The sequence below is a fragment of the Streptomyces sp. NPDC053427 genome, assembly GCF_044544985.1.
GTDB lineage: Bacteria > Actinomycetota > Actinomycetes > Streptomycetales > Streptomycetaceae > Streptomyces.
Map to the genome: position 1 here is coordinate 143,160 of NZ_JBITYA010000015.1, position 23,436 is coordinate 166,595.

Here is a 23,436-nt window from a genome sequence, read left to right on the forward strand (position 1 = left end):
CAGGTGAACGACGCTCAGAAGGTCACCGCCGGCCAGCAGCTCGGCAAGGTCGGTTGCCGGTCCTACGGCGACGTCGCGAAGCCCACCCGGCGAAACCACCGGCTCGCACGTCCGGGGGCACCGGGGTGGCGACCCGATGGATCACTACGGACGATGGTGCTCGAACCCTCGGCGCGGCGACAGATCTCCTGAGTCCGTGCTGCACACGTGTAGCAGGGCACGACCGGCAGCCTCAGGAGGCGATCGCGTGCGGACTCCCCCCAAGCCTCATTCCCACTCGCACCCGAAAACACGACAGCCCTCGCTGAGTACCTGGCAGTCGCGGGTGGCCCTGGCAGTGATCGTGCTGGTCCTCCTCATGACCACGCTGATGCTGGCTCGGATCGGTCTCGAGGACTTCGCCCATGATCTGACCTTCGCCGGTCGCCTCACCGGTGCCGTCCTTCTCGTGGTCTCGTTCACCACGCTCGTGGGCACCGCCGCGATCCTGGACCACTACATCCGGCAGACCTTCCCCTACTCCGGCCTGGTCGCGCTGATCGGCACGTTCGCGGCCTTGCTGACCAACGCCATGCTCCTGGCGCAGGTGGTCAAGGACGGCGAGTCCCCGACCTACCCGGCGCTGTTCAGCGCGCTCACGGCGGGTTCGGCATACGCCGTCTTCGCGGTGTGGCGGACATCGGTCGCGATCCCCGCTCCGAAGCGGGTGGCCGCCGCGCTGATCGTCTCCTCGGTCATCGCGACCGCCAATTTCGGCTACCAGAATCTCTTTCAGCCGTACCAGCGGCAGACCCAGCCTCTCATCACGGTGTCCATGGGAAAGCCGGTACTGAGCAAGGACCGCGCGGCATTCGCCGTACCGGTCGACATCACTATCCGGAACCATGGCGACGTGGGTTTCTACGTACTCGGCACCGAGTTCCACGCCATGGGGAAAAGGGTGCCGCTGAGCTCGAAGGACCGGCTCCGCCAGCAGTGGCGAAGAGATGCCGAGCAGTGGCCCAACTCCTCGGACTGGAACCCGCTCTCCCGCCGGGAGATTCACCAGCCCGGCGAGTTGGTCGAGGCGAAACCATGGATGTCCCAAGGCAATTGGGTTGAGTCGAACGACACCTACGCCACGCGCGTGGTGGTGCAACTGCCCATGAACACGCCGTACGACCAGGTGGCGTTCTATGCCACCGCGAGCCTCGCGCGCAAGGACCGGCTCGCGCTGGAGCCACCACTCGACTTCGTGGCGTACTCCTGGGGCAGGGAAAAAGTTCCCGGATGGATGAAGAAGCAACAGAAAATCGGTCTTGACTCTCTCATCTACCGTGCCAGGGTGCACGAGAACAATGCGCTCGACGAACGCACGAGGAAACCGCGTTTCGTCACCGTCTACTGGACGTTCGGCACGCACGGCGCGAGCGTGCATTCATCCATTGCGCGAAAAGGCGAGGAAGACCGCATCCCCAGCGCGGAGGAAAACCGCGAGGTGTTGAGCCGGTACGGCCTCATCGACCTTGTCACCGGCCCGGTCGAGCGAACCCTGTGGGACATCAAGAAACAGCGGTGACGGGCATCGCCGCGCCGATTTCGCCGGAACGCCGGTCCAGTCGCTCCAGCCAGGCCACCAGGGCGAGCGAGCTGTTCACGCGATCCCAGGAGTGCGCGTCCCCCAGGCCGAGTTGAGCCTCCCGCACGGCCCGGCACAGCGTCTCGACGTCGAACATCTCCGCGATCAGCGGATGTCGGGCGGAGCGGCACAGGGCGATGAGTTCGTCGCCGTGTGTCCGCAGGCCGCGGGCATAGAGGTCGTTGAAGGGCACCTTGACCGTCCTGCCGCGGATCGGGGCCGGGAGCAGATTCGCCATGGCCGCACGGAGAACGGCCTTCGGACGGCCCGGCCGGAACGATGCTGCGGCGGGCAGGCGGCTCATCGTGGCGACGACCTCCGGGTCGAGGAAGGGGTGCGAGAGGAAGAACCCGTCCCGTCGTGCGCGCTGCCAGGACAGGAGGTCGGGTGCGGCGAGGTAATTGGCGGCGCCGTACAGCGACTGTTCCGGCTTGCGCCCGAACACGAACCGGCTCTCCGCGATGCCCGCATCCCGATAGCCGTGAGCGCGCGCGAATCCGGAGCGCAGCCATCCAGGGCGGTTGAAGGTGCCGAGGCCGCCGAGCACCGTTCCGCCGCGGACGAGCGCGGTGATCCGTTCGGCTGCCAGCGGAACAGCCGGCTGCACCACGTAGGCGCGGACGATGTCCCACAAGCCCCGCTCGCTTCCCGCGGCCCAGGCACGCGCCTGCTCGGTCATCTGCCGGAGCTGTCCCGTGCGGGCCAGCCTGTGCAGGTGGAACGGGTTGGCGTCCGCGATCGGATCGGCCCCGCAGCCGGTCAGGAGCGCGTCACAGCCCAGGTCCGCGGCCGCGGCGTGCAGCCTGGCCCAGAACGGGGCGCGGAAGGCGTGCGCATGAGGCTCGTCGGCGTCTCCCGCGTGATGCTGGAAGTCGTCGAAGTCGGCCACGTCGTCGGCATCGACGATCACCGGGCGGGCCGCGGGCGCCTGACGGCGGATCTCCTCCATGGCGACGTCGAGGTACGGCCGCTCCGCGGCCAGCTCCCCGCGGGAGAATCGCCCGGCGATCAGGACCAGGTCCCCGGCGCCGCCCCGTTCCGCGGCCAGCAGGCGTGCGGCGAGCAGCGCGACGCTGGTGGAGTCGGTGCCGCCCGAGACATGGCATGCCGTCGTCGTGCCCATGCGGCGTCCGACAGCGTTCTCCAGCGCGAAACGCAACTCCTCCGCGGCCTCATCGAGGCAGGACCCGTCTGCAGTCGACTCGGGCGGGTCGGCGGCCCGACGGGCGCGTCGCAGCGTACGACTGCGCATCTGCCCGGTGAGGGTCAGTTCGACCACCTCGCCACCGAGGACGCGGTGCACCCCGACGAAAGGGGTGAGGTCCGAGTGCGGTTGCGCCATGTTCCCGGTGAGGTATCGGCAGAAGTAGCGGGGTTCCAGCTCTGTGACGCTCCCCAGGCACCGGACCGAGGTGCTCACGCCGTTCACGCGGCCACCGGACTCCCTGAAGAACAGCGGGATGCGTGCCTGCTCGTCGCGGATCAGAAGGATGCGGTCGCGGTACACCAGGACAGCCGCGTAGTCGCCGGCCGGCACGGGCAGGGTGACGCCTTGCCTGCCGGAGTCGTCGAGGAGGCCGCGCGCGCCCGCCGCGCGGTCACGGGCCGAGCCGACCCAGCCGACGACGGCCGCGGTGCCGGCCCGCGAGGAGACCGTCGTCACGAGTCCCTGGCGCGCCATGACCTCGTTGGTCCGGAGTCTCGGTGCGCCCCCGGCCCACTCGAGGCGGAGCGCATCCATGTCACTGTCCTCCGCAGTCGATCGAGAGCACCGGTGTGAAGGCGTGCCCTCGGGGATCGGCGTCGGGGATGCACAGGCCGCCCGAGGCTGTCCACGCGTGCAGGGCGAACGGGTGTTCATGCACGCCGACGTGGAGTACGGCTTTGAGGCCACACCGCCGCAGCAGGACGAAGGCCGTCACCGCCTCGGACTTGCAGTCGCCGTTGACGAACCAGCTTCTGCTGCTGCGTGACTGCACTGCTCGTTTCAGCCGTCCGACCTCCTCCGCGGAGGGGAGGTCCGCACGGGCGTAACCCGGGGCGGCCAAGGACAGCAGCCGGAGGACGCGTCCGAATCCAAGGGTCCGGATCAGCAGGTGCACTCCACCCAGCCAGAGCCCGATGCCGGCGTCCGCGTATTTCTTCCGGCGGCCTGTCGCGCACCCGGCACGCAGGAGACCGGTGACAAGTTCGGCGCGTTCCTCAGGGCTGCCGGAGGTGAATTTCTGGACTTCCGTCGTCGCCAATCCGAGAAATCGCGTCCGCTTCCAGTCCGCGATCAGCGCTCCGTCGGACATTCGGGTGACACGGCAATGCGGTGACAGGATCCTCGCCATGGCCGCCATGGCTGCCAGGACGTCGGGGTCCTCTGCCACCGCATATCCTCCAGGATTCCACCGTAAACGGTGTCAGTGCTGGTATCCGTGACCGTCGTAGAATCCGCCGCTGAAGCCGCGGATCAGACGGCCGTTACCGAGAAGGACGAGCCGACGCGGCTTACGGCGCCGCAGCAATCGGAGAAACATCGCCTACCTCCAGAACCGTCAAATCAACTCCAGGCTACTCTCCCCCGAATGCCCCGCAACCGGACTGCCGGCGTCAATCGGCCGACGTCCGGCACCTTTTCGGGTCGGTGAGGCCGACAGATCCGAAGCAGGAGTCGAAGAATTCCGAGCGGTGGGAGATGCACCACGGCGGCAGCCTGTAGGTCAAGGGCTCCCGCGGCCGGCGCATGTACCGCGCCCGAGTCGGCATCGAGTGGAGCATGCCGTTCTGCGCCGACCCCGAGAAGGCGGACCTCAGCTGCCCGCCCCGGCGGAACTGAAGGCTGGGCCGTGGACATCGATGTGCCCGTAGACCTCGTCGACCATCGCGGCTGAGGCCCACCCTCCGGCATTTTGGCGCGAAGGGTCGACGGTGGTTCCGGTGCCTGCGTCGCGCTCCGGCCGGGCAGGTTGATCCAGATGCCGCAGTCGAGGCGCAGCGCGAAAATGAAGAGAGACCGTGACTGCCCCGGGAGGGTTCCCTCACCACCGTCGACGAGAAGTGGGGGGCAGATCCCCTGGATCGGCACACCGGTGGACGCCGCCGCCGGCCATGAAGCCCACGGTGCCCTCCGCGAACTGTGGCAGCGCACGGGATGGGAACGTTCGTTCCTGCGCTATTTCGTCTCGGATGACATGGGGCAACCGACCAATCGCACCAACAGGTTCCAGGACGGGCATGTGGCCTGGACTCCCGAAGGCGGCCCCGTAGCGCACCACAGCACGCCCATCGACCGAGTCCCCCGCAATGGGGGTTTCGTTCAGGAACCCTCCATCGCTGGAGGGAGGACACCATGGCCGCACCTATGACCGCGGACGAGATGCTGCGGGCACTCCGCAGCGAAAACCTGGTCGTCGAGGAGACCCGCGACTGGCGCCACCACAATCGCAACCACAAAGGTCCGTTCAACAATGTGAACGGCGTGATGATCCACCACACCGTCACATCCGACACGAAGAACACCGTCAAACTCTGCTATGACGGCCGTCCGGATCTCCCCGGCCCGCTGTGCCACGGCGTCATCGGCAAAAACGGAGTCGTCTACATGGTGGGCAACGGTCGCACGAACCACGCCGGCCGAGGTGACGACGATGTGCTTCGGGCCGTCATCGACGAGAGGCCGCTGCCTCCTGACAATGAACAGAACACCGACGGCAACGCGAGGTTCTACGGATTCGAATGCGAGAACCTCGGCGACGGAATCGACCCCTGGCCGGAGGAGCAACTCGAGGCGATCGAAAAGGCAGCAGCCGCGATCTGCCGCGCATACGACTGGCACGCCGGCAGCGTGATCGGCCACCTGGAGTGGCAGCCCGGCAAGATCGATCCCAAGGGATTCACGATGGATAGCATGCGCGCGAGGATCGCCAGGCGCCTCGCCGCCGCCTAAGGAGCTGACCGTGACCATAAAAGGAATCGATGTATCGTCATTCCAGTCGGAGAACTACCACACCGACGGATTCTCCTTTGTATTCATCAAAATTACGGAGGGCACCACCTACACGAACCCCAAGTGGGTCGCTCAACGTAAGACCGCACGAGACGCCGGAATGGTGACCGGCTTCTATCATTTCGCCCGGCCTGGATCCTTTGAAGCCCAGGCCGATTTCTTCCTATCCAAGATCAAGCTGGCGGACGGGGATATTCTCGCCCTCGACTGGGAGGACCATGGCGTCTCGAACTCCTTCAAGGACAGCTGGATCAAGCGCGTGCAGCACCGCGCGCCCGAGCACAGGACGGTCCTCTACTGCAACCGGGATTTCTGGCTGCACCGTGACAGTACGTCCTTCGCCGGGGACGGCCTGTGGATAGCTCAGTACAACGGCAATCCCGGCCGGCCCGACATCCAGCACCCGTGGATGTTCCACCAGTACACCGACGACCCGGTCGATACCAACGTCGGAAACTTCAAGGACAAAGTGGCACTGCGCGCTTGGTCCTCACACCGGGAGCTGGCTTCGTTCGGCTGAAGCTCAGCTGAAGCGGCTCACTGTGAGGCGGAGTCGGGACTCGCTGCCGAGAATGGGACGGACCACCTCGGGCATGGGGATCTCGGTGTGCAGTCCCTCGCCGTCCTCGACCATCCGACATGGTTCCGCGGCGATCGGGTCGATATCGTCGATGCTGCCGGGGACGCCTGAATTCCATGCCGCCCAGGCCTGCAAACCTGTCTCTCCGTCGACGCCGCGACGGCCGACGTCGACGATGAGCGTGTCCTCCCAGTCGGGCACCTGCTCGAGGTGGTCCTCCCAGAAGAACCGGCCGCTCTTCTCCACGAGGTGGAAGACGCGCAGCACCAGCGTGTAGCGGGAGCGGAGCGTCAGCCGGTCCTCCCGGCCGCCACGTACGTCGACCTGGTCGAGGAGGAAAGCGGTGGCCAGGGGTACGCCGCCGGTGTTGCCCTCCGCGGAGCCGTGCTGGGCGGCTTCCTGGTTCAGCTGGATGGGGCAGTAGTGCGCCGCGCGCTGCTCGTGCATGACGATCGGCAAGCCCCGGACGGCCAGCCGCACCTCTGCCTGCCACACCCGTGATGCGCCGGAGGGCTGCTCGGGCAGGTCCAGGCCGCGAAGGTCTGCCCGAACCTGGTAGTTACCGAAGAGGAAGCGGCGCAGGTTCTGATAGCCCTCTTCGGAATTCACCAATCCGTAGCGGCCCGAGTGGGAGCGGTGGACGAAGGCCCGGTGGGCGTTGCGCACATAGGCGTTGTCGATGTGGACCAGCCCGTCGCTGCGCGGTCCGACCGCCTTCTCGACCAGTCCGTAGTCGGCCGCGTTGGTCCCGACGACACAGAACACTCGGCGCGCGTCGAAGGCCCCGGCCGGAATCTCGTTGGGCCGCCAGCCCGGCGGGGGATCGTCGCCGTGGGACGCCTCGGGGGTCAGATAGGCGTACATCCGATCGGGGGCGAAGATGTCCGATCCATTCGGCCCGAAGGTCTCCATCGCCCAGTCGACCAGCCCTCCGCCGAGGTCGAAGGCGATGCCGCCGTGCGGGGTCCCGTAGGTGAAGAGCTTGTCCACGAGTTCGCTGCCGGGGCTGCGAGGTTCACCCGTGCGCGGATCGGCCGTGCGGGAAACCTTCTGGATCATGCAGCGTGCGAGCAGACCCCCCATGGAGTGGGCGACCAGATGCACCTTGGGGGCGCCGGTCCTCCGGCGGACGAGCTGGACGAAGTCATAGAGGCGCTCTGCCGCCCTTTCGAGGTCGAATTCCTCCGGGGCCGCGGTTACGGACGTACCGAACGTGGACGCGGCATAGTCGTAGAAGCGGTGCACCCAGATGGACTCGGGCGCGACCGCGCCATCGGCCTGCGACTGGAGATACGCGTGCTGGTCGCCGCGCACCAGGAGCTGATAGCCCTCGTCGCTCATCAGCCTCAGCAGGGGGCCCTCGAACTGGTAGAAGCGCGGCGTCCCCTCCCCGTCGACGCGAATGTGGGTGGCGCCGCTGTTGAGCCCGTAGAACGGGTCGTCGACCTGCTTGTCCACACCGCTCGGCGGACCGGCATATCCCCGCAGGTAGATGATGGGTGATCGCTCCGCCATGGTGAAACGCCTTCCCGAGGCACGTGCGCCTCGTGAGGCCGGCGCGCAGTCAGTCGGTGACCAGGCCAGGTTGCGGCAGGAGCGTGCGGAGCACCAACCCGTCTGAGCCAGACGGGGCTCCCGAGCCAGACGTCGACCACCGGATCACACATGCCGGCGGAAGTGCCGTCCTGGAGGTGGGCAGCGAAGTCCGACGGAGACTGAACCGGCCCATGGGCGTTGCTGTCCGGTCCCCAGCGGGCCGATACTCCCGTCAATGGCAGCAGCCGGCACCCGTACGGTCCACCAATGCGGAAGCGACGTGCGCGACGGCCGCTTCGAAGCCGGCCTATGCCGGCCTCTCGCGTAGCACTCCAGAGGCCGTACGGCCGTGTCGGGGTGGCTCGGTCGATCTGACACCTCAACCGCCGTACGTCCGTCCGGCGCTGGACTGCCTCCCATCCGGCGCGCGTCGTCCAAATCCCTTTGGGAAAGGGGCGGTTGGCGACGGGATCCGGCGGCGTTGTCAGAGTGCCAGGTCGCGGGCGAGGACGGTCAGCACAGCCCGGGTCTTGGTTTCGCCGGATCGCGGCGGGGCGACGTTGCGCCGGCGCAGGGCTTGTTCGAGCAGCTTCTCGGTCTCGGCCGCGTCGGCCGTGCTCGTACGCACCGAGACCTCGAGGAAGCGCAGGTCCTTGGCGGTCCACTCCTCGATGGCCACGGGGTGGGGCAGAGCCTCCCAGTCCTGCTTCCACTTGACGGTGTACACCGGGCCGAGCGCCCTCAGATCCGCGAGGTCGCCCTGCTTCAATCCTGCGGCGTCCTCCAGGAGGTGGCGGTGCGGCTTGGCAAGGACGTGGTCCACCGCTCCGGGCGTGGGCCTGAGCGCCGACTCGACGAGCTTCGCCTCGACCTTCCGGTCGGCCTGCAGTGAGGCGGACACCACGGGCGTGAAGGCGGGGCCGGTACGGTCCTCCTCGATCGTGAACTCCCAGCCCCCGTCCTCATCCTTGCGGTTCTTCTGCCACTCGGGCGGCAGCGGGGGGCACGGCCGCAGCTTGACAGTCATGTCCGATTCGCGCCTGGACCCGTGGTCCCCGTCGTCCAGACGCAGGCGGAAGATGATCCCGCGGTCGAGGAAGGGCAACGAGGTGCCGTCGCCGCCCTTCCTCGGACTGTCCCAGAAGTGAATGGTGCGACTGCGGCCCTCGCCGACCTGGAGCTCAAGCGCACAGGCCGCCTCCCTGGCCTCGTCTCCAGAAAAGCTGATCTTGATTTCCGCGGCCGTGGCCGTTGGAGTCTCTGTCATGCTGCCGTTATCGCACGGCGCGCAGGGCGGCGCACTCAGCGTCACCAGCCCGGTCCTGATACACCACTCGTAGTGGGGCGCGGCGGCCGGGGCGGCCGGCGCCACCAGGCTGGGCAATTCGGCCCGGTAGGGCCGGAAAGCGGCTTCGACGTCGGCCTGGAGGGTGTTGCGGGCGGGGCACGCGTACCTCGCAACACGATCACGGTCGGGCTCTCTTGAGGCGTCTCCAGCAGATGAGGCCGCAAGCCGGGGAGGCGGCTTCTTCGGAAGCACCGGGCGGCGGGGGCGGTGCTTTCCTGCTAGGGATACGGCGCTGTGTTGCGGGCCTCCGTGCCCAGTGCGACGGTGTACGGGGGGCCACGCCGACGGCCTGGCAATGGACAAACTTGCAGGCGGCGGCAGTACGCGTCGATATCGCGACTTATCCGCGCCCCACCATCCTTGGCGCCTGGCACTCCGTGAATCGGCGCGCGTCCACGAACGCGCAGAGAGAGCGGGAAATTCAATGGCGAACGGACCCATGGACAGGCGCACCTTCGGCGAGCATCCCGATCAGCCCAATGGCCTCGTCACGGGCCACGGTGCGGAATACACCGGTCGATACGTAGTCCTGCTCGACCCGAGTGACCAGGAGAGCGGGCTGAACGCACTGCGTTCCTCCGCCGACATCGCATCCGTCGAACGTGTCCGAGGAACCGAGGCCGCGAACGTCGCCGAACTCCTTGAGCGCCCTGACGTCTCGGTGCTCTTCGAGGAACTCGGCGCCGCCGTCGTCGAGGTGCGGCCCGAGAGGCGCCACGACCTGGTGACCACGGCCGAGGCGGAATCCTCGATCATCGCGGCGGAGCCGGAGCGCATGGTCTACGCCTCGCCGATCACCGCCCCGCAGCAGGCGCCGACCGAGTTCTTCCCGGCCTACCGCAGCGACGAGGAAGTGGTCGCCCACCACACCAGGGCCGAAATCGCAGCTGCCCAGGGCCCGGCCTTGGACGAGCAGAACTGGACCTGGGGCCTGCAGGCGATCCGGGCCAATCTGTCCAGCCTGACCGGACGCGATGTGAAGATCGCCGTCATTGACACCGGCGTGGACACCGACCACCCGGACCTGGTCGGGCGCATCGAGGCGTCGGCCTCCTTCGTGCCCGGCGAGACCGTCGAGGACGCCCATGGCCACGGCACGCACTGCATCGGCACCGCTGCCGGTCCGGCAAGGCCCCAGCAGGGACCCCGCTACGGTGTGGCCTGCGACGCCCGGATCCTCGCGGCGAAGGTGCTCAGCAACGGGGCGGGCAGCGGCACCGACGGCCAGATCCTGGCGGGCATGGCCTGGGCCGTCGCCAACGGCGCGCGGGTGATTTCCATGTCGCTCGGCGCTCTGGTCCGACCGGGTGAGCTCTTCCCCCAGACATACGAGAAGCTGGCCCAGCGCGCGCTCCAGCGCGGGACGGTGATCGTCGCTGCCGCGGGCAACGACAGCCATCGGCCCCCGGAAATCCTTCCCGTCAGCCGGCCCGCCAACTGCCCCTCCATCCTCGCGGTGAGCGCCCTCGACAAGGCACTCACGACGTCGTTCTTCTCCAACGGCGGCACCAACGGCCAGGGCGGCGAAGTCAACATCGCCGCGCCCGGCAGGGACGTGCGCTCGGCTGCCCCTGGCGGCGGGTACCAGAGCATGAGCGGCACCAGCATGGCCACGCCGCACGTCGCGGGTGTCCTCGCCTTGCTCGCCCAGGCGAACCCCAACGCTTCTGCGGCCGACCTCAAGGCCAGTCTGCTGTCCAGCGTGTTCCCACTGACGCAGCCCGCCAGGGACGTCGGCGCGGGTCTGCTCCAGGCACCGTGAGCGAGTCGTCCCAGTCCGCGCCGGTCGGGGTCATCCTCGCGGTCGACCCCGACCGGTTCGCGGAAGTGGTCGAGGCCTTGCGCCGGGCCGGGCTGACGGTCACAGGCGAGCAGCCGACCCTCGGTACGCTCTCCGGAACCGTCGCGGAGGACCGGATACCGGCTCTGGAGACGGTCGACGGCGTCGAATCCGTCGACCGGGAGCGCACCATCCAGCTGCCCCCGCCCGACTCCCCAATCCAGTAAGTCTGAGGAACGCCCTGGGCCTTAAGCCCGGGGCGTCTTTCTCCCCCCGGAGAGTTCGTGAACTTCCGCGCCGCGTGGGGCTCCCGTGGTTGTCTGGAAGAGTGCGGCGCCGGAGACTTGTCAACCTTCAGAGGTGACCTGGCCGATCCATCCAGATGGCGCGGCGATCGAATTCTTCCAACTCACCTTGCTTTCACGATTGTTACTCTTCGAGCCAGGTCTCTTCCAGGTGCGCGGCGGCCTCTTGGGTGCGCTCCACACGAAAGGTCGACAGGAGACGTTTGCGCCGGTCGATCGGCATCAGGCTGCCCAGAACCGCGTCCTCCACCTCGGAGAAGTCCATGACGCTGGGATCGGCGTCGACGTCGAAGTCGGAGTCCAGCTCGGTGTGTGCCTCGAAGACACCCAGGATGTCCTCGACGCTGCCCTCCACACTCCACGGATCGTCACCTGGCCACCCCTCAGCCCACAGGTGCTTTCCGCCGGGGTGGATGAATATCCACGCGCCGTAACGGATGGAGAAGTCGATCCGGGCCGACCCGATCACCGCGGCCCCCGGATTCTGCTCAGCGAGGGCCTCGGCCTGCTCCGCCAGCGGGAAGAACCCGCCGCGGTAGGCGAGCGCCGGATCGCTGATCTCGGTGACCGGGCCCCAGCAGCCGATGCGCACCTGTTCCAGATCCGCGCGGGTGTCGTGGACGATCCGGTCCGTGGCACGCCGCCGACCCAGCTCCGCGGCGACGCCGGCGACCGATACGAGGGACGCCGCCACCTCGCGGGCCCTGGCGTGATCGTGCTGGGGAAGAGACTGGATCTCGTGCGGAGCGGGGTTGTTGATGACGGTCAGCGTGAAAGAGCCGTCGCGGACTACAGGGGCGTCGGGCGGGTAGTCCCAGATACCGTTATCGGTCATGGCCGCACACCGTAGTGGCAGCCGCCGACGAGGAAGCCACGGTCCCCTGACCCATGACGGCCCGACCGCTTCATCGGTGGGGATCCGCGGGCTCTGGCCGGCTCCCCCGGCGCCGCGGCACGCTCTCTGATGCAGACGCAGCGGGCAGGCCGCACCGTGGGGATATGAGCGGTGCGCCGATCATCGTGTACCGCCGGATGAGGCGGGCACTCCGACAGCCCCTCCCTCGTGCACCGGGCACACCCGGTCGCACCGCACCCATCGGACCTGCCCGGACCGAGTCGCCCGGGCGAACTCAGGTGAGCTGCACGCTCAACGCGTAGAGACGGGTGATCTGTTCGCTGTTGGTGTTGTCGTCCGACACGAGGTACAGCGGACGTTGGCCCTTGTGCGGGCCGGTGGTCCACGGCGCGCCGATGGCCATTCCCTCGACGTTCTCCAGCAGCGGACTGACGATCCGTCCCGAGTGGGTGGGGACGACACCGGGGTCACCGGCAGGGCACTGCCCGAGGTCGAAGAGCAGGCTGTGCTCGACGAACACATCGGCCGGCTGGTCGTAGAGCGCCTTGCCCGCGTCCACGGGCTGGGCACCTTTGAGGGGGACGTCGTAGACCCGGATCGCGTTGCCGACGCCGTCCACGTACTGCCGTTCCAGGGCGAGCAGCCGGTCGTCGGCGGACGCGACCAGTTCAGCGAGGTACATGCCCTCCTTGGCCTGGTACGCGTACTGCCGGTCGAGGCGGTAGGCGCCGCCCGGGGTGCCTACGTAGCGCAGGATGCGGAGCATGTTGCGGCCGCGGGAGTCACCGTCCTTGGCCAACGCGCCCTCCATCGCGGCGTAGAGATACCTCCCGTCCGGGGAGGCGGTCAGCGACTCGATCGTTCGCCCGGCCTGTCCCTGGCCCCGCGGGCTGGTCCGGAACTCGGGCGGAATGGGCAGGTCGGCGCCCACCTGTGTGCCCGTGGCCATCTTGAAGCGGCGGATGGCGGGCCCGGACTCCGAGGCGACCAGGATCGTCTTTCCGCCGCGCTCGACGACCAGGCCCTCGCCGTCGAACCACTCGGAGGGTTTGGTGCCGGTCTGGGTGCGCAGTGTCTTGGCGGTCAGAGCCTCAGGGCGGAGCTTCTCCGGTGAACCGAGGCGCAGCGGGAAAACCCGTCCCGTCTGATTGTCCGTCAGGGCCAGGGCCCGGCCGGGCCCGGTGAGCGCGAGCGCGGAGAGGCCGCCGATGGTCTCGCCGGACGCCTGCTGCTTGTCGAGCGCGTCGGAGTAGCTCAGCAGGGTGGCCCGCGGCGAGCAGGCGCCGCCCGGCAGGCGGGGATGGAGTTCCCGCACCCACTGCCACACGGGCGGTGCGGCGAGTCCTGCCACCAGGCCGAGCACCAGGGCGCCTGTCGCCAGCGCGCGGCGCGGGATGCGCACACGCGGCGCAACAGGCGGGTCCGTGACTCTCGGGGGCGGCGCCACCGCCAGATTGCGGATGAACGGCAGGAGGCCGACCCCGCCCTCGTCCCGGTCCTGAGGCTCCTGCGGCTGCGGCAACCGGCGCTCGGCCATCCGGTCCCGGACCGCCTCAAAGATCGCGTGCAGCCCCAGCAGTTCGGGCCCGTCGGGCACGCCCTCGCGCAGTACGCCCACGAATTCACCGGTGAATGCCGTACACCGGCGGGGGTCGGGAGCATGGGACTTGCGGTCCGCTGACGTGGACGTCATCACATAGGCGCCGCGCACGCCCTTCAGCGTCTTCCCCGATGCCCGCACGCCACGGTCCGCGACGGACATGCCGCCCTTGAGGACCCGGCCGCTGTAGCAGCAGTCCAGCAGGAGGACCCGGCGCTCGGCGGAGCCGTGATCGCGCATGGCACGGCGGATGTAGGAGTCGCTGACGGCCGTCTCGGGCTGGTCCTCGACGGAGTCGGGGAGGGTGAGGTAGAGCTCCTCCTCCGCGCGGTCCAGCAGGCCGTGCCCCGCGTAGTAGACGATCAGGGTGTCGGCGGCCACCCGGGCAGCCGCGCGGATCGGGCCGACAAGAGCGGCCGCGGACTCCGGGTTGCGGACCGTTGTGATCCGCTCCGCGGGGATACCCAGGATCGCTTCGTCGGTCAGCGCGGCAGCCAGTTCGGTGAGGTTGTGCCGTACGCTGCGCAGCGGTTCGAGCTCGGAGTAATGGTCGACGCCGATGAGGACACAGGCCGAGCGCGCGGCGTCGATCCCGAGCGCGTCCTCGGTGCTCGTGCCCTCCGTCGTCGCGTCGACGGTCACCTCCCCGCCTCCTGCTCCGTACCCGGGCCCGGCTCCGGCTCCGGCTCTTGACCGTCCCCGGCGATCGGCCGCACCGAGACGTCCGGGAAGGCCTCCCGGACCGCTTCCAGTTCCCCGGGCGTGGCGCCCACGACCTGGATGACGACCTCGGACCGAGGCCTGCGCCCGTCCCGCCAAGCAGCGTAGGAGAACGGCAGCTGCGCCAGCGTCGCGAACGTGGACACCAGCGCGAGCACGGCCTCCAGGTCGCCGCCCATCTCGTCCGGCCTGGCCGGTCCGCGCACCGGCTCGATCGGGATCCGGCCGCGCAGCGAACGGTCGTCGCACAGCCAGGTGTAGAGCGACCGCAGCTCCTGCCGGCTGTCCGGACCGATCAGCTCGAACCTGATGTCCATCGCACTCCCCCGGGCTCACACGTCACGTTGCTCTCAGTGTGCCCCCTGTCACTGACATAACTTCTCTGTCTTCACGGGATGTTCCTCGTCCGGACACCTTCCGGCCCCCTGGACCGGAACCAGCTGGGGACGCCGGCACCGCGACCGTCCCGTCGCAGCCCTCAGCGAGTGGCTGCGACCAGCCCCTCGACACTGGGCAGTTGCGACCTCGCTGGTGGCGGCTCTCCTCCCGTGGTCCGCGCGCACCGGATCCGCATCCTTCGGTGTGCTGGCCGCCGTGGTGGCACTCGCCGCATTCTTCGCGGTGACGTCCGCTGTCGCACTCCGCCGGATACTGCGTGGCATCCGGTCCGCCGCTCGATGGGGCTCTGTCTCCGCCCGCCTTCCTGGCCCTGTGGGCCCTCGCTTACGTGGGCGATGACTGGGCCGGCGGTAGCGATGTGCGTGCGGCAGCCGGAGTCGCCGTCGCCGTTGTCGCCGGGGGCTGGCGCTTGCGCTGGACCGGTTGGAGCGCAGCACCGGCGGCGCTCGCGGAGATGCGGAGGGCCGCCGGGACTGAAGTGTGGCACTCGACGTCGCCTTGGCCCAAGAGCGCGCCTCACCACTGCGCTGCAGCAGGCCATGCGCCTCCTGGAAGGGGCCCGCCTACGCGACCTGTCTGGCCCGCTCCCCGCTGGTCCTGACTGTTTCCGGTGGGCGCGCGGAGAGAGAGCGGCCGATGCTACGGCTGCTCGGTTGACGCTGGCAGGTTGTGCCATGCATGTCCGCAGGCGCCTTTGCAGTACGTCTCGCGGCGGCGCGTGTCGGCAATGGCGAACACGGAAACGAGGACACGGAATGCCTTGACGTGTTCGGCGGCGGGGAGGCCCGCGAACCCGTAGCGGGGTGGGTCCATGCACATCATGACCGAGGGGTTGGCCGTCGGCTTCACACCGGACCGCGCCACCCCTGCACGGCCGTCCGCAGCGGTAATGTGCGCCTGCATCGCATAGCCGGCGACTTCCTGCAGTACCTCCTGCTGGCGTGTCGGGGCGAGGCCGGAGAACCAGCCCACACCAGCGTCCAACGTGCGGCGACCTTGGGCGATCTCGTTGACGACCTGCTCGGTCTCGCGCCGGAAGGCGCGGCCGTCGCCGTAGCTCGTTTCGGTCATCGCTGGATGGTTTCACGGTGCCGGTTCCGGGCGAAGGCCGGTGTCCGCACCCGAGAGCCGCGCGGGCGGAACCGGGGACTCAAGGAGCTGGGCTCGCATCCGGTCGATGGCGCGGGTGCGGTCAGCGGCGTTCAGGTCAACAGCCCAGGCCACCGGGCAATCCTCGGCCACTGCGAGGACGTCGCCTATCAGCTCCAACAGCTCGGGTTCGTTGTTGGGTACCCGGCACGAGAGCACCTTCGTCCCGTCCGTATCGATCACGGTGCAGTGATGCGCGGCCTTGCCCGCGTCCGCCCCCGCTCAGAGCGCAGGCACCCGAGCCTCCCTCGTCGATCGGTTGCCTGGTCCCTGCAGACGACCACGCCGACGTGTCCTCACGAAGCGATCTCTGTGCGCTCATCCCCATGAGTGGCCGTGTCGGCGCGGGGCACTGGGCGGCCCATCAGTCAAAGCCACACCTACGGCATGAGCGCTTCCGGCCACGCCCAGGCCCCTGGGTCTCCCGATCGTACGAAGGACCGGAATCAACCCGCCAACAAGGTAGGGAGTTCTTCAGATGGCCCGTGAGCGGTTGAGTTGGCCCGGCTGAGCATCAGAGGTGGCCCGCTGAGTGGCGGAGGCTGACCTCGAAGATCAATGCGGGAGCCTCATTCGCCGAGTGTGGCAGCGCGCCCATCACTGTGCGGTGCCTGTCTCCATCGGTCGCCGTTTCCTACGGCGTGGTGAGGTTCAGCTGGTACGTGGGCTCACCATCGACCTCGGTGTCGACCTGGCCGCCGTCACCGTGGCCTTCGACGTGCAGGTGCAGAGTGAAGCGGTAGGTGCCAGGCCCCTTGTAGCGCAGGTCTTTTACATCCAACGGGGCGCCGTCCTTGGACGCCCTGAGTAGATGCGACCACGTCACACTGCACTCGGGGAGCTCGCTCCACGGAGCGAGCGGGTTTGAGATGAAGCACCTCGCCGATCGCAGCCCATACGTCAACGTCTTACCGTCAGTGGACGCGCACAATTCAACCTTTGAGCTCATCTGCTTCCAACCGTCATCCGTGCGGAAGTCCTCGATGGAACAGGCTTGCTCTGCCCCAGGCACCGGGGCCGCACCGGCCGTAGTGGCCGACGCCGATAGCGCGACGGCGACCAGCAATGAAGCGCCCAGGCGCACGGGAAGAGACGACTTCGGGACCGACATGAGGGATCCTCTCGCGGAGTCGATGAACGCATACGATGGGCCTGGACGCGTGCCACGACCGCCGGAAAGTCCACCCCGGCGCGACAGCCTGCCCAGCAGCCCACTCTGTGAAGGGCCGCCGCGACCGCGCGGCGGACGGGCAACGGGCGCCCGCAGGAACAACCTGTCCTCAGCCGCGTCCGCCCTCACTCGAACACCACGCGACGGCCGGAAACCCACCAGGGCAGCGAAAAGATCGCCTCATCGCTTCCGTCCGGCACAAAAGCCGGGGGCCCGCCCCAGCGGCCACCAGGCGTCACCCCCGTCCCGCGTTCCACCTGCCTGACGCCCTTTCCCTCGCAGCCAGCCCATCCGGAGGCAGCGGACCCCGGGCACCTGCACCAGAGTTGCGGCTCATTCCCCCTCGCTCACCCGAGTGATCACCCCCCAATCTCAGCCACGACGTAGCCAACAGAGGAATAGGACGCCTTCCTCGGATACTTCGAGACGCGCAAGCTCTCCTCCGGTACGTGCGCTCGGGCCTTATGCGCCGGACGACAGCCGTCCTGCGGCCCGCTCCCATGGCTGAGGCTCGACCATGTCGTCCCTGTCGAAGGCGTCCTCCTCGAACCAGCCCGTCCCCGCGAGCCATGTCTCCAGCCACGCTGCGAGGCCGGCGGAGTCGAGGAACCAACACTGCTCCCACGATCCGCCGCTATACGGGTTCGGCTCGAAGAGCAGGACCTGACCGTCCTCACTGAGACAATCAACGCCTGCATACATGGCACAGCCCCAGGTCAGGATCGGTACGACGCCTTCGGGCCACTCCGGGTGCTCCACTCCAACGGACGCCTCACGTCGCGTCAGGTATTCGCCAACGACGCTGGAGCCTGGACCAAGCAGTGGCAGCAGTCGGTAGTCAGGGCCGAAGCCACCGTCAGCGACCTCGCAATACAGGCGCGCAAGCAGGGGATGCAGCGCGATGCCCAGTTGCCTCTCGGCCTCCGCGATCTGGGCATTGTCGACAGGCTCGGGAAGGTCCTTGCTGTCCGATGCGGCCCGGGTGGCAACACGTTGCACGAGGTCATCAATGACGGTCATGGCCGTGATGCTGTCAGTGCCCACTGACATTGAGACTGGGACCTGGCACCGTTCGGGGGTCTGCCCCGGCCACTGACTGACGCTTCGGCTGTCCTTGGGAATGATCGTCACCGCACCGTCGTCGGTGCGCGACAAGCTGCGGGCCCTGCCCACCAGCGTGCTGATCGACACGTTGGCGCGCTCCCGGCCCGCCGGGGAACTCCACGATCCAGCCTGCGCGGTCAAGGTCGCGCTACGGCGTCTGGCACGCCGCTACCTCCAGCTCAGTGATGAGATCAAAGAAGCCAACGCCGAGATCGGACCGCTGGTCACCCGGGCCGCCCCCAGGCTTGTCGCCCTGCCCGGCGTCGGCCCCGAGACCGCCGGCCAGCTGCTCGAAACCGCGGGCGACAATCCCGACCGCCTCACTTCCGAGGCCGCCTTCGCCCACCTCTGCGCCGCAGCCCCCATCTCCGCCTCGTCCGGCCGCACCGACCGCCACCGACTCAACCGCGGAGGCGACCGTCACGCCAACTCCGCCCTGCACACCATCGTGCTCGTCCGCATGAAATGCGACCCGCGCACCCAGGAGTACGTCGCCCGACGCACCACCCAGGGTCTGACGAAGAAGGACATCATCCGGTGCCTGAAACGGTTCGTCGCCCGCGAGATCCACCGACACCTCCCAGGGGTGACGAGCACCACAACGCCTGCCTCATGTGGGCCGACACGAACTGTCAGGTGGTCCCGACATGAGAAGTGGCAGTGTCCGTCGGGGAGGTTCGGCGCCAGTTCTTCGGCTGGCCCGGGACGCGAGCGCGACGCGCCGTCGCCGACCGCCAGGCGCTCGCCCGCATCAGCGGCGATCCCACCGCCCCACATGTCCCAGCCAAGTCACCGCCCCGGGCCGGCTGTCTGGCCGGCCCGGGGCGGTGACTTGGCGTCAGACGGCTCGTTTACACAGCGAATGATGATTATCGGAGGTGCGCAATGAGAGAATCCCGAAAGGCTTTCGTGAGTATCGCAGCGGCTACGGCTGTCCTCCCAGGGCTTGTTGCCGTGGCACCTGAGGCCGACGCGGCTGACCGCCCCCCAGTCGTGGCTTACCAATACTATGATCAATCTGCAGCGAAACTCACGTTCCGCGTGCCTCTTCCGAGCCAGCGGGATCAGCACCACTGTGAGCCGTACGAAAATCGGTCTTACGACGGAAAGCGTGTCTATTGCATGCTCAACGGGAGTATCGGCCAGGTCTGGTTCCGCGATAGAACCCGGCGGCTGATCAACGCGGTACGGCCGGATGACTCGTCCGCAGCTGACCGCGACGTAGCCCCAGCGGGCTTCGACCTCCGTGTCCCTCCCCCGAACCAGCGGAACCCGAACGACTGTGAGCCGTACGAGACTGTGGTTCGTCACATCACCTTCGGGCCTGACATCATCGACGTGAGTGCGTGCCAGATCACCGGGCAGATTGGCCAGCTCAAGATCTTGGATACACCGCGATTTATCAAGGTGTATCGGGAGCAAGGACTCGCCCGCCGAGTCAGCCGTCAGGTTCTAGGGATGCCTGCTGCGAACGTCGGCTGAGCGGACGGGGCCACGGGGGCTTGCAGTTGATGCGGCTCGCACTTCGCGAGAGGCGTCTATGTACCACGTACTAACGGTCCACCACACCCGCTCCGTCGCCGGGTGATGCGTGTGTGAGGCCCCCGGTGGCTGGCAGGCGGCCGGGGGCCTTATTGCGCCTCGAACGGGCGTCCGCTGTGCTGTTCCGCGCGCACTACGACGGGTGTGTCTCCCCGGAGGGCCGCGAGTCGCCGGAGTGGGCTTCCGCCATCGCCGGGCTGATCGATGCCGGGCTCCTGGTTCTTGTCGATGACGACATCGCGGCCCTCGCCGACGACGTCCAGTACGGACTCCGCACCCTCGACGCCGAAGTGCCCCCGCCTGCCTACTGACACACCTCATGTCGGAAGTACCGACATCAGATGTCGGAACTCACTGACGTTCTCGCGTCGCCCGACACCTCACAAGCCGCTTGACGCTCAATAGGAGCTTCATCCCCACCACGCGTGATGATCGATGAACCCACGAAGGTGGACTGCCGCGTGGCCCTCAACCAAGATCGAGAACAAGTTCGAAGAAGCGCGCATCAAACACCCTTCAGAACACGATCAAGTGCCGCCCGGCCTGCAGGTCCCCAGTTCGGCTTGCCGCCGGGAAGGCCCCGATCTCCGTTCTGCCCCATGAGCATCAGGAAGAGGCTCTTCATGGCGGCCAGCCCGCGGGCGCGCCGGATCGCCGCCTCGTCGGCATGCGCATACATGTCGAAGAACCGTGAGGCCGTGCCCGCGGGTAGCAGCACCCACGCAGCGGCGAGGTCCCACGCCGGATCCCCGGCGAACATGTCACCGAAATCGACGATGCCCGAGAGCGTTCCGTCCGAGACGACGACGTTCGCGGGATGCAGGTCGCCGTGCACCCACACCGGCGGACCCTCCCACGCGTCGGCCGCAACGGCGTCGTCCCAGACGGCCCGGAGGTCTGCAGCGATGTCGTCGGGGGCAACGGCCTGGAAGAAGTACTCGAAGCCGTCCGTGCAGTTCCTGGGATGGGCACCGCGGTCCGTAGCGATCGGCGCCTCGGCGGGCGCCTCCACATGGAGCGCCCGGAGGAAACCCGCCAGCGTGTCGGCCGCGTCGGCGCCGCGGCTGATCGAGCCGTGGTCCAGCGGCTCGCCGGGAACCCACGTCATCACGGTCCAGTGCTTGGGGAAGCGCTCGGACGGTTCGCCGAACCGCACCGGGGTCGGCACCGGGAGCGGCAGGCGCGGGGCCAGCACGGGGAGCCACCGCCGCTCCTTGAGCTGGAGCTCCGGGGTGGGGTCCATGCGCTGCATGCGCACGGCCAACTCGTCCCCGAGGCGCCACATTTGGTTGCCCCAGCCGCCCGCCACCTCGCGGATGGCCAGCCCTGCAAGGTCTGGATGTTGCTCCTGCAGCAGGTCGCGAACCAGGTCTGCGGTGATCTCGATCTCGGTGTCGGTCATGCGAAGTCACAGTACTGAGGCGGCAGGCGGAGCGGCTCTCGCTCCCGAACATCTTCGCTGTGCTTCCTCTGGCATCACCGATTCGGTTTCAGAGAACTGCAGAGCAGAGACTTTGGGACGGGCCGGGCTGTAGCGCCTGCCGGGCGCCGGGCGAGAGCCGTCACACTCCCCGGTTCCAGGCAGCGTGGTCCGCGGCGCGAGGTGGCCATGAAAGTGGTCACCAGAAGAGCAGGTGCAGGGTGCCCAGGTGGAAGGCGGTGGCCATACCGCGCCGGACGCTGTCCTCTTTCCGGAGGGCAGCCAGAGTCATCCCCTCCCCGTTGCGGGTCATCCATGTGACGAAGCCCCCCTGGGCGTAGTTGGTGAAGGCAAGCCTCTCCTCGGAGTCTTCATAGGCTCCGAAGTGGGCGGCAGCCACAGCGGGTACGCGCTCGGCCTGCACCACGGACAGTGTCGGCTCGTCGCGCCATTGGTGAAGGTAGAGGTCCGAGCTGCTGGCCACCCGGCACCGTGAGGGATTCTGTCGGTCTTTGGCGAACACCCAGATGCGGTCCTGGTAGACGATGACCCGGGGGGTGTCTGGTGCGAGCTGCATGGGGTGGTTGCGTCCCGGCGCCCAGCCGTTGGGGGCTGCGGGGCCGGGGTCGTAGACCGAGACGACCAGCTCGCCCCAGTCATACATGCTGCGGAACAGGTACAAGTTTCCCTTGTGCGACACCATGGAGGGCTGCTGGCTGAAGGAGCTGACCCGACCGTAGCTTGTCCCGAGCCGGCCGGTTTCCGGGTTGACCGCGTCGAACCGGGTGGCGGTGGACGAGCTGTGGTCGGTCCACCCCAGGATCAGCGTGGGGGGTATCTCTGCGGAATCGAATTGCCGGTGCGCCACGACACCCACGTCGTACTTGGAGCGCACCTCCCGGTTGTCGGAATCGCGGACGGTGATCGGCGCGGTCCACGCCTCGCCGTCGTACCGGGTGAACTGCACGACGTCGCCGGCGTCCTTGAAAAACGCATACAGCCCTGACGGGGTTCGGGTTTCATGCATGGCGGGCTGGGTGAGTGTGACCATGCTGGGAACGGTTGCGGACATCAGCTGGGGGACGTGGACGGGTGTGGACCACTTCCCGTTGTAGTAGAGGGAGTGCCGCAGGTTGGAGGCGATGACCGGGCCGAAGGACACCTCGATGGTCAGAGTGTGCTTGCCCTGGCCGCCGCCGTCGAAGACCAGCTGGGAGCGGCCGCCGTTGGTGCCGGCCATGCGGGCCAGCGCGTCGCGGGTGTAGGCGAAGGTGGACTCCTTGATGAAGTCGTCCTTGTTCAGGCTCAGGATCCAGTTGACCAGGCCTGCGGCGGCGGCCACCATCCCCAGGAAGACGGCGTCCCAGGTGGGGCCGGACTCCAGGGCGGAGTAGGCGAAGGTCTGGGCGATGTCGGCCAGGCCCTGGCGGACCTTCGCGTAGTGGGAGGAGGGGCTGTGATCGGCCTCCCAGACCTGGATGTGGCCGGCCATGAAGCCCTCGGCGGCGCCCTTGAACCAGAACGCGTGGGACGCGAAGTCACGCTCCGACCCGGTGACGATTTCGTCGAACTCGGGGGTGAGCATGACGATCTGGGCCTTGCTGTCGCCGGCCCCGGCCGAGGCCCAGTAGATCTCGTCCTTGCCCAGCTCGGTGGAGCGGCGGTCGCAGCGGAACTTCACGAACTTCAGCCGCACTTCGTGGATGTCGTCGACCTCGAACTCGGTGCCCTTGGTCGGGGCGCCGGTGACCACGACGACGTCTTCCTCGCCCGTGAGCACCCCGCGCTCCAGGTCCTCCACCGCCACCTGCCGGACGCCGGGCAGGCCCTCGACCTCCTTCTGGATCTCGGGCGCGAACGCGCACAGGTCCTCGGCGCCGAAGCCCTCCTCCCACGGACGGTCGGCGATCAGCGCCGGAAACAGAGAGGCGGCACCGGACCGGGAGGCAGGCTCCTGGTAGATGCGGCCGAACTCCGCCAGCATCTGCGGGCCGAACAGCGACTCCACCTTGCCGGCCAGCAGTTCTTCCAGCTCGGTCAGCTCCAGCCCCCGCTCCCGGCGTGCCGCGGCATGCAGCGTCGCGCCGATCAGGACGTTCACTGCCGGGCTCTGCCGCAGCCGGCGGGCCGACCGGGTCTCGGACCGGGCGCCGGACAGCTGTTCGCGCAACAGAGCGGCGCGCTCGGCCGAGGTGAGGGTGGTGGACATACGGCCTCCTGAAGTAGTTGGTGCACCGACATGGGGTGGGCCACCGGCCGTACTCTCGGCAGCAGGTTCGCCACAAGTTGTCACGACATACGCGCACTCGGTAGC

General features: G+C 68.0%; 18 protein-coding genes and 3 pseudogenes. 8 read left to right on the top strand and 13 right to left on the bottom strand.

Annotated features, from left to right (window positions below; translation table 11 throughout):
* The first annotated feature begins 337 nt into the window (after nt 1–337).
* Nucleotides 338–1,558 carry a hypothetical protein gene (locus ACIGWZ_RS34770; protein ID WP_400071179.1) on the top strand — a complete coding sequence of 407 codons (1,221 nt, stop codon included), beginning with the start codon at nt 338–340 and terminating at the stop codon, nt 1,556–1,558.
* Here ACIGWZ_RS34770 and ACIGWZ_RS34775 read toward each other — a convergent pair.
* Nucleotides 1,542–3,359 (bottom strand): asparagine synthase-related protein, encoded by a 1,818-nt coding sequence (locus ACIGWZ_RS34775; protein ID WP_400071181.1) that lies wholly within the window; start codon nt 3,357–3,359, stop codon nt 1,542–1,544. The genes ACIGWZ_RS34770 and ACIGWZ_RS34775 overlap by 17 nt on opposite strands.
* Nucleotide 3,360: 1 nt before the next feature.
* Nucleotides 3,361–3,993: a lasso peptide biosynthesis B2 protein gene (locus ACIGWZ_RS34780; protein ID WP_400071183.1), complete on the bottom strand. Its 633-nt coding sequence runs from the start codon at nt 3,991–3,993 to the stop codon at nt 3,361–3,363.
* Between the two features lie 350 nt (nt 3,994–4,343).
* Between ACIGWZ_RS34780 and ACIGWZ_RS34785 the strand changes: the two are divergent.
* From ACIGWZ_RS34785 to ACIGWZ_RS34795, 3 genes and pseudogenes are all read left to right on the top strand, one after another.
* Nucleotides 4,344–4,442: pseudogene (locus tag ACIGWZ_RS34785) on the top strand (DUF6424 family protein); the annotation flags it as partial.
* Nucleotides 4,443–4,955: 513 nt separating this feature from the next.
* Nucleotides 4,956–5,549 (top strand): annotated as a pseudogene (locus ACIGWZ_RS34790) (N-acetylmuramoyl-L-alanine amidase); the annotation flags it as partial.
* 13 nt (nt 5,550–5,562) lie between these two features.
* Nucleotides 5,563–6,132, top strand: coding sequence for a glycoside hydrolase family 25 protein (locus ACIGWZ_RS34795; RefSeq protein WP_400071185.1), 570 nt, complete (start codon nt 5,563–5,565; stop codon nt 6,130–6,132).
* 3 nt (nt 6,133–6,135) lie between these two features.
* On the opposite strand, the gene ACIGWZ_RS34800 is transcribed toward ACIGWZ_RS34795, so the two are convergent.
* Together ACIGWZ_RS34800 and ACIGWZ_RS34805 are read right to left on the bottom strand one after the other, a co-directional pair.
* Nucleotides 6,136–7,707, bottom strand: coding sequence for an esterase/lipase family protein (locus tag ACIGWZ_RS34800; RefSeq protein WP_400071187.1), 1,572 nt, complete (start codon nt 7,705–7,707; stop codon nt 6,136–6,138).
* A gap of 505 nt (nt 7,708–8,212) precedes the next feature.
* Nucleotides 8,213–8,995: a hypothetical protein gene (locus ACIGWZ_RS34805; RefSeq protein ID WP_400071189.1), complete on the bottom strand. Its 783-nt coding sequence runs from the start codon at nt 8,993–8,995 to the stop codon at nt 8,213–8,215.
* A gap of 520 nt (nt 8,996–9,515) precedes the next feature.
* Between ACIGWZ_RS34805 and ACIGWZ_RS34810 the strand changes: the two genes are divergently transcribed.
* A complete protein-coding gene (locus ACIGWZ_RS34810; RefSeq protein ID WP_400071190.1) occupies nt 9,516–10,838 on the top strand; it encodes a S8 family peptidase in 1,323 nt (440 codons plus the stop codon).
* On the top strand, nt 10,835–11,083 hold the full coding sequence (locus ACIGWZ_RS34815; RefSeq protein ID WP_400071192.1) for a hypothetical protein: 249 nt from the start codon (nt 10,835–10,837) through the stop codon (nt 11,081–11,083). Before ACIGWZ_RS34810 ends, ACIGWZ_RS34815 begins: the two co-directional genes overlap by 4 nt.
* A gap of 202 nt (nt 11,084–11,285) precedes the next feature.
* Here ACIGWZ_RS34815 and ACIGWZ_RS34820 read toward each other — a convergent pair whose 3' ends face one another.
* The 7 genes and pseudogenes from ACIGWZ_RS34820 to ACIGWZ_RS34850 all read right to left on the bottom strand — a co-directional run bounded on the left by ACIGWZ_RS34820 (nt 11,286) and on the right by ACIGWZ_RS34850 (nt 18,076).
* Nucleotides 11,286–11,996: a DUF6333 family protein gene (locus tag ACIGWZ_RS34820; RefSeq protein WP_400071194.1), complete on the bottom strand. Its 711-nt coding sequence runs from the start codon at nt 11,994–11,996 to the stop codon at nt 11,286–11,288.
* Nucleotides 11,997–12,291: 295 nt separating this feature from the next.
* On the bottom strand, nt 12,292–14,259 hold the full coding sequence (locus tag ACIGWZ_RS34825) for an esterase-like activity of phytase family protein (RefSeq protein ID WP_400071196.1): 1,968 nt from the start codon (nt 14,257–14,259) through the stop codon (nt 12,292–12,294).
* Nucleotides 14,256–14,654 (bottom strand): hypothetical protein, encoded by a 399-nt coding sequence (locus tag ACIGWZ_RS34830; protein ID WP_400071198.1) that lies wholly within the window; start codon nt 14,652–14,654, stop codon nt 14,256–14,258. Before ACIGWZ_RS34830 ends, ACIGWZ_RS34825 begins: the two co-directional genes overlap by 4 nt.
* Nucleotides 14,655–15,375: 721 nt before the next feature.
* Entirely contained in the window at nt 15,376–15,807 is a 432-nt protein-coding gene (locus ACIGWZ_RS34835) for a DUF5958 family protein (protein WP_400071200.1), read from the bottom strand.
* Nucleotides 15,808–15,819: 12 nt separating this feature from the next.
* Nucleotides 15,820–16,095, bottom strand: a pseudogene (locus ACIGWZ_RS34840) (transposase); the annotation flags it as partial.
* Nucleotides 16,096–16,519: 424 nt separating this feature from the next.
* Complete coding sequence (locus ACIGWZ_RS34845) at nt 16,520–16,666, bottom strand: hypothetical protein (protein ID WP_400071202.1); 147 nt, start codon at nt 16,664–16,666, stop codon at nt 16,520–16,522.
* Nucleotides 16,667–17,518: 852 nt separating this feature from the next.
* Nucleotides 17,519–18,076: an SMI1/KNR4 family protein gene (locus tag ACIGWZ_RS34850; RefSeq protein WP_400071204.1), complete on the bottom strand. Its 558-nt coding sequence runs from the start codon at nt 18,074–18,076 to the stop codon at nt 17,519–17,521.
* 100 nt (nt 18,077–18,176) lie between these two features.
* Between ACIGWZ_RS34850 and ACIGWZ_RS34855 the strand changes: the two genes are divergently transcribed.
* The gene (locus tag ACIGWZ_RS34855; RefSeq protein WP_400071206.1) at nt 18,177–19,049 is read left to right on the top strand and encodes a transposase; all 873 of its coding nucleotides are present in this window, start codon (nt 18,177–18,179) and stop codon (nt 19,047–19,049) included.
* A 769-nt stretch (nt 19,050–19,818) separates the two neighbouring features.
* Nucleotides 19,819–20,013, top strand: a complete 195-nt coding sequence (locus ACIGWZ_RS34860) for a hypothetical protein (protein WP_400071208.1) — start codon at nt 19,819–19,821, stop codon at nt 20,011–20,013.
* 194 nt (nt 20,014–20,207) lie between these two features.
* Here the strand turns inward: ACIGWZ_RS34860 and ACIGWZ_RS34865 are convergent, their stop codons facing one another.
* A complete protein-coding gene (locus tag ACIGWZ_RS34865; RefSeq protein ID WP_400071210.1) occupies nt 20,208–21,104 on the bottom strand; it encodes an aminoglycoside phosphotransferase family protein in 897 nt (298 codons plus the stop codon).
* Between the two features lie 217 nt (nt 21,105–21,321).
* Nucleotides 21,322–23,331 (bottom strand): hypothetical protein, encoded by a 2,010-nt coding sequence (locus tag ACIGWZ_RS34870; protein WP_400071212.1) that lies wholly within the window; start codon nt 23,329–23,331, stop codon nt 21,322–21,324.
* Nucleotides 23,332–23,436: the final 105 nt, after the last annotated feature.

Bases quoted from the DNA above. Each gene is read 5' to 3' on its own strand.
- ACIGWZ_RS34775 (WP_400071181.1), bottom strand. From the start codon at position 3,359: ATGGATGCGCTCCGCCTCGAGTGGGCCGGGGGCGCACCGAGACTCCGG.
- ACIGWZ_RS34800 (WP_400071187.1), bottom strand. From the start codon at position 7,707: ATGGCGGAGCGATCACCCATCATCTACCTGCGGGGATATGCCGGTCCG.
- ACIGWZ_RS34805 (WP_400071189.1), bottom strand. From the start codon at position 8,995: ATGACAGAGACTCCAACGGCCACGGCCGCGGAAATCAAGATCAGCTTT.
- ACIGWZ_RS34810 (WP_400071190.1), top strand. From the start codon at position 9,516: ATGGACAGGCGCACCTTCGGCGAGCATCCCGATCAGCCCAATGGCCTC.
- ACIGWZ_RS34820 (WP_400071194.1), bottom strand. From the start codon at position 11,996: ATGACCGATAACGGTATCTGGGACTACCCGCCCGACGCCCCTGTAGTC.
- ACIGWZ_RS34830 (WP_400071198.1), bottom strand. From the start codon at position 14,654: ATGGACATCAGGTTCGAGCTGATCGGTCCGGACAGCCGGCAGGAGCTG.
- ACIGWZ_RS34835 (WP_400071200.1), bottom strand. From the start codon at position 15,807: ATGACCGAAACGAGCTACGGCGACGGCCGCGCCTTCCGGCGCGAGACC.
- ACIGWZ_RS34850 (WP_400071204.1), bottom strand. From the start codon at position 18,076: ATGACCGTCATTGATGACCTCGTGCAACGTGTTGCCACCCGGGCCGCA.
- ACIGWZ_RS34855 (WP_400071206.1), top strand. From the start codon at position 18,177: ATGATCGTCACCGCACCGTCGTCGGTGCGCGACAAGCTGCGGGCCCTG.
- ACIGWZ_RS34865 (WP_400071210.1), bottom strand. From the start codon at position 21,104: ATGACCGACACCGAGATCGAGATCACCGCAGACCTGGTTCGCGACCTG.
- ACIGWZ_RS34870 (WP_400071212.1), bottom strand. From the start codon at position 23,331: ATGTCCACCACCCTCACCTCGGCCGAGCGCGCCGCTCTGTTGCGCGAA.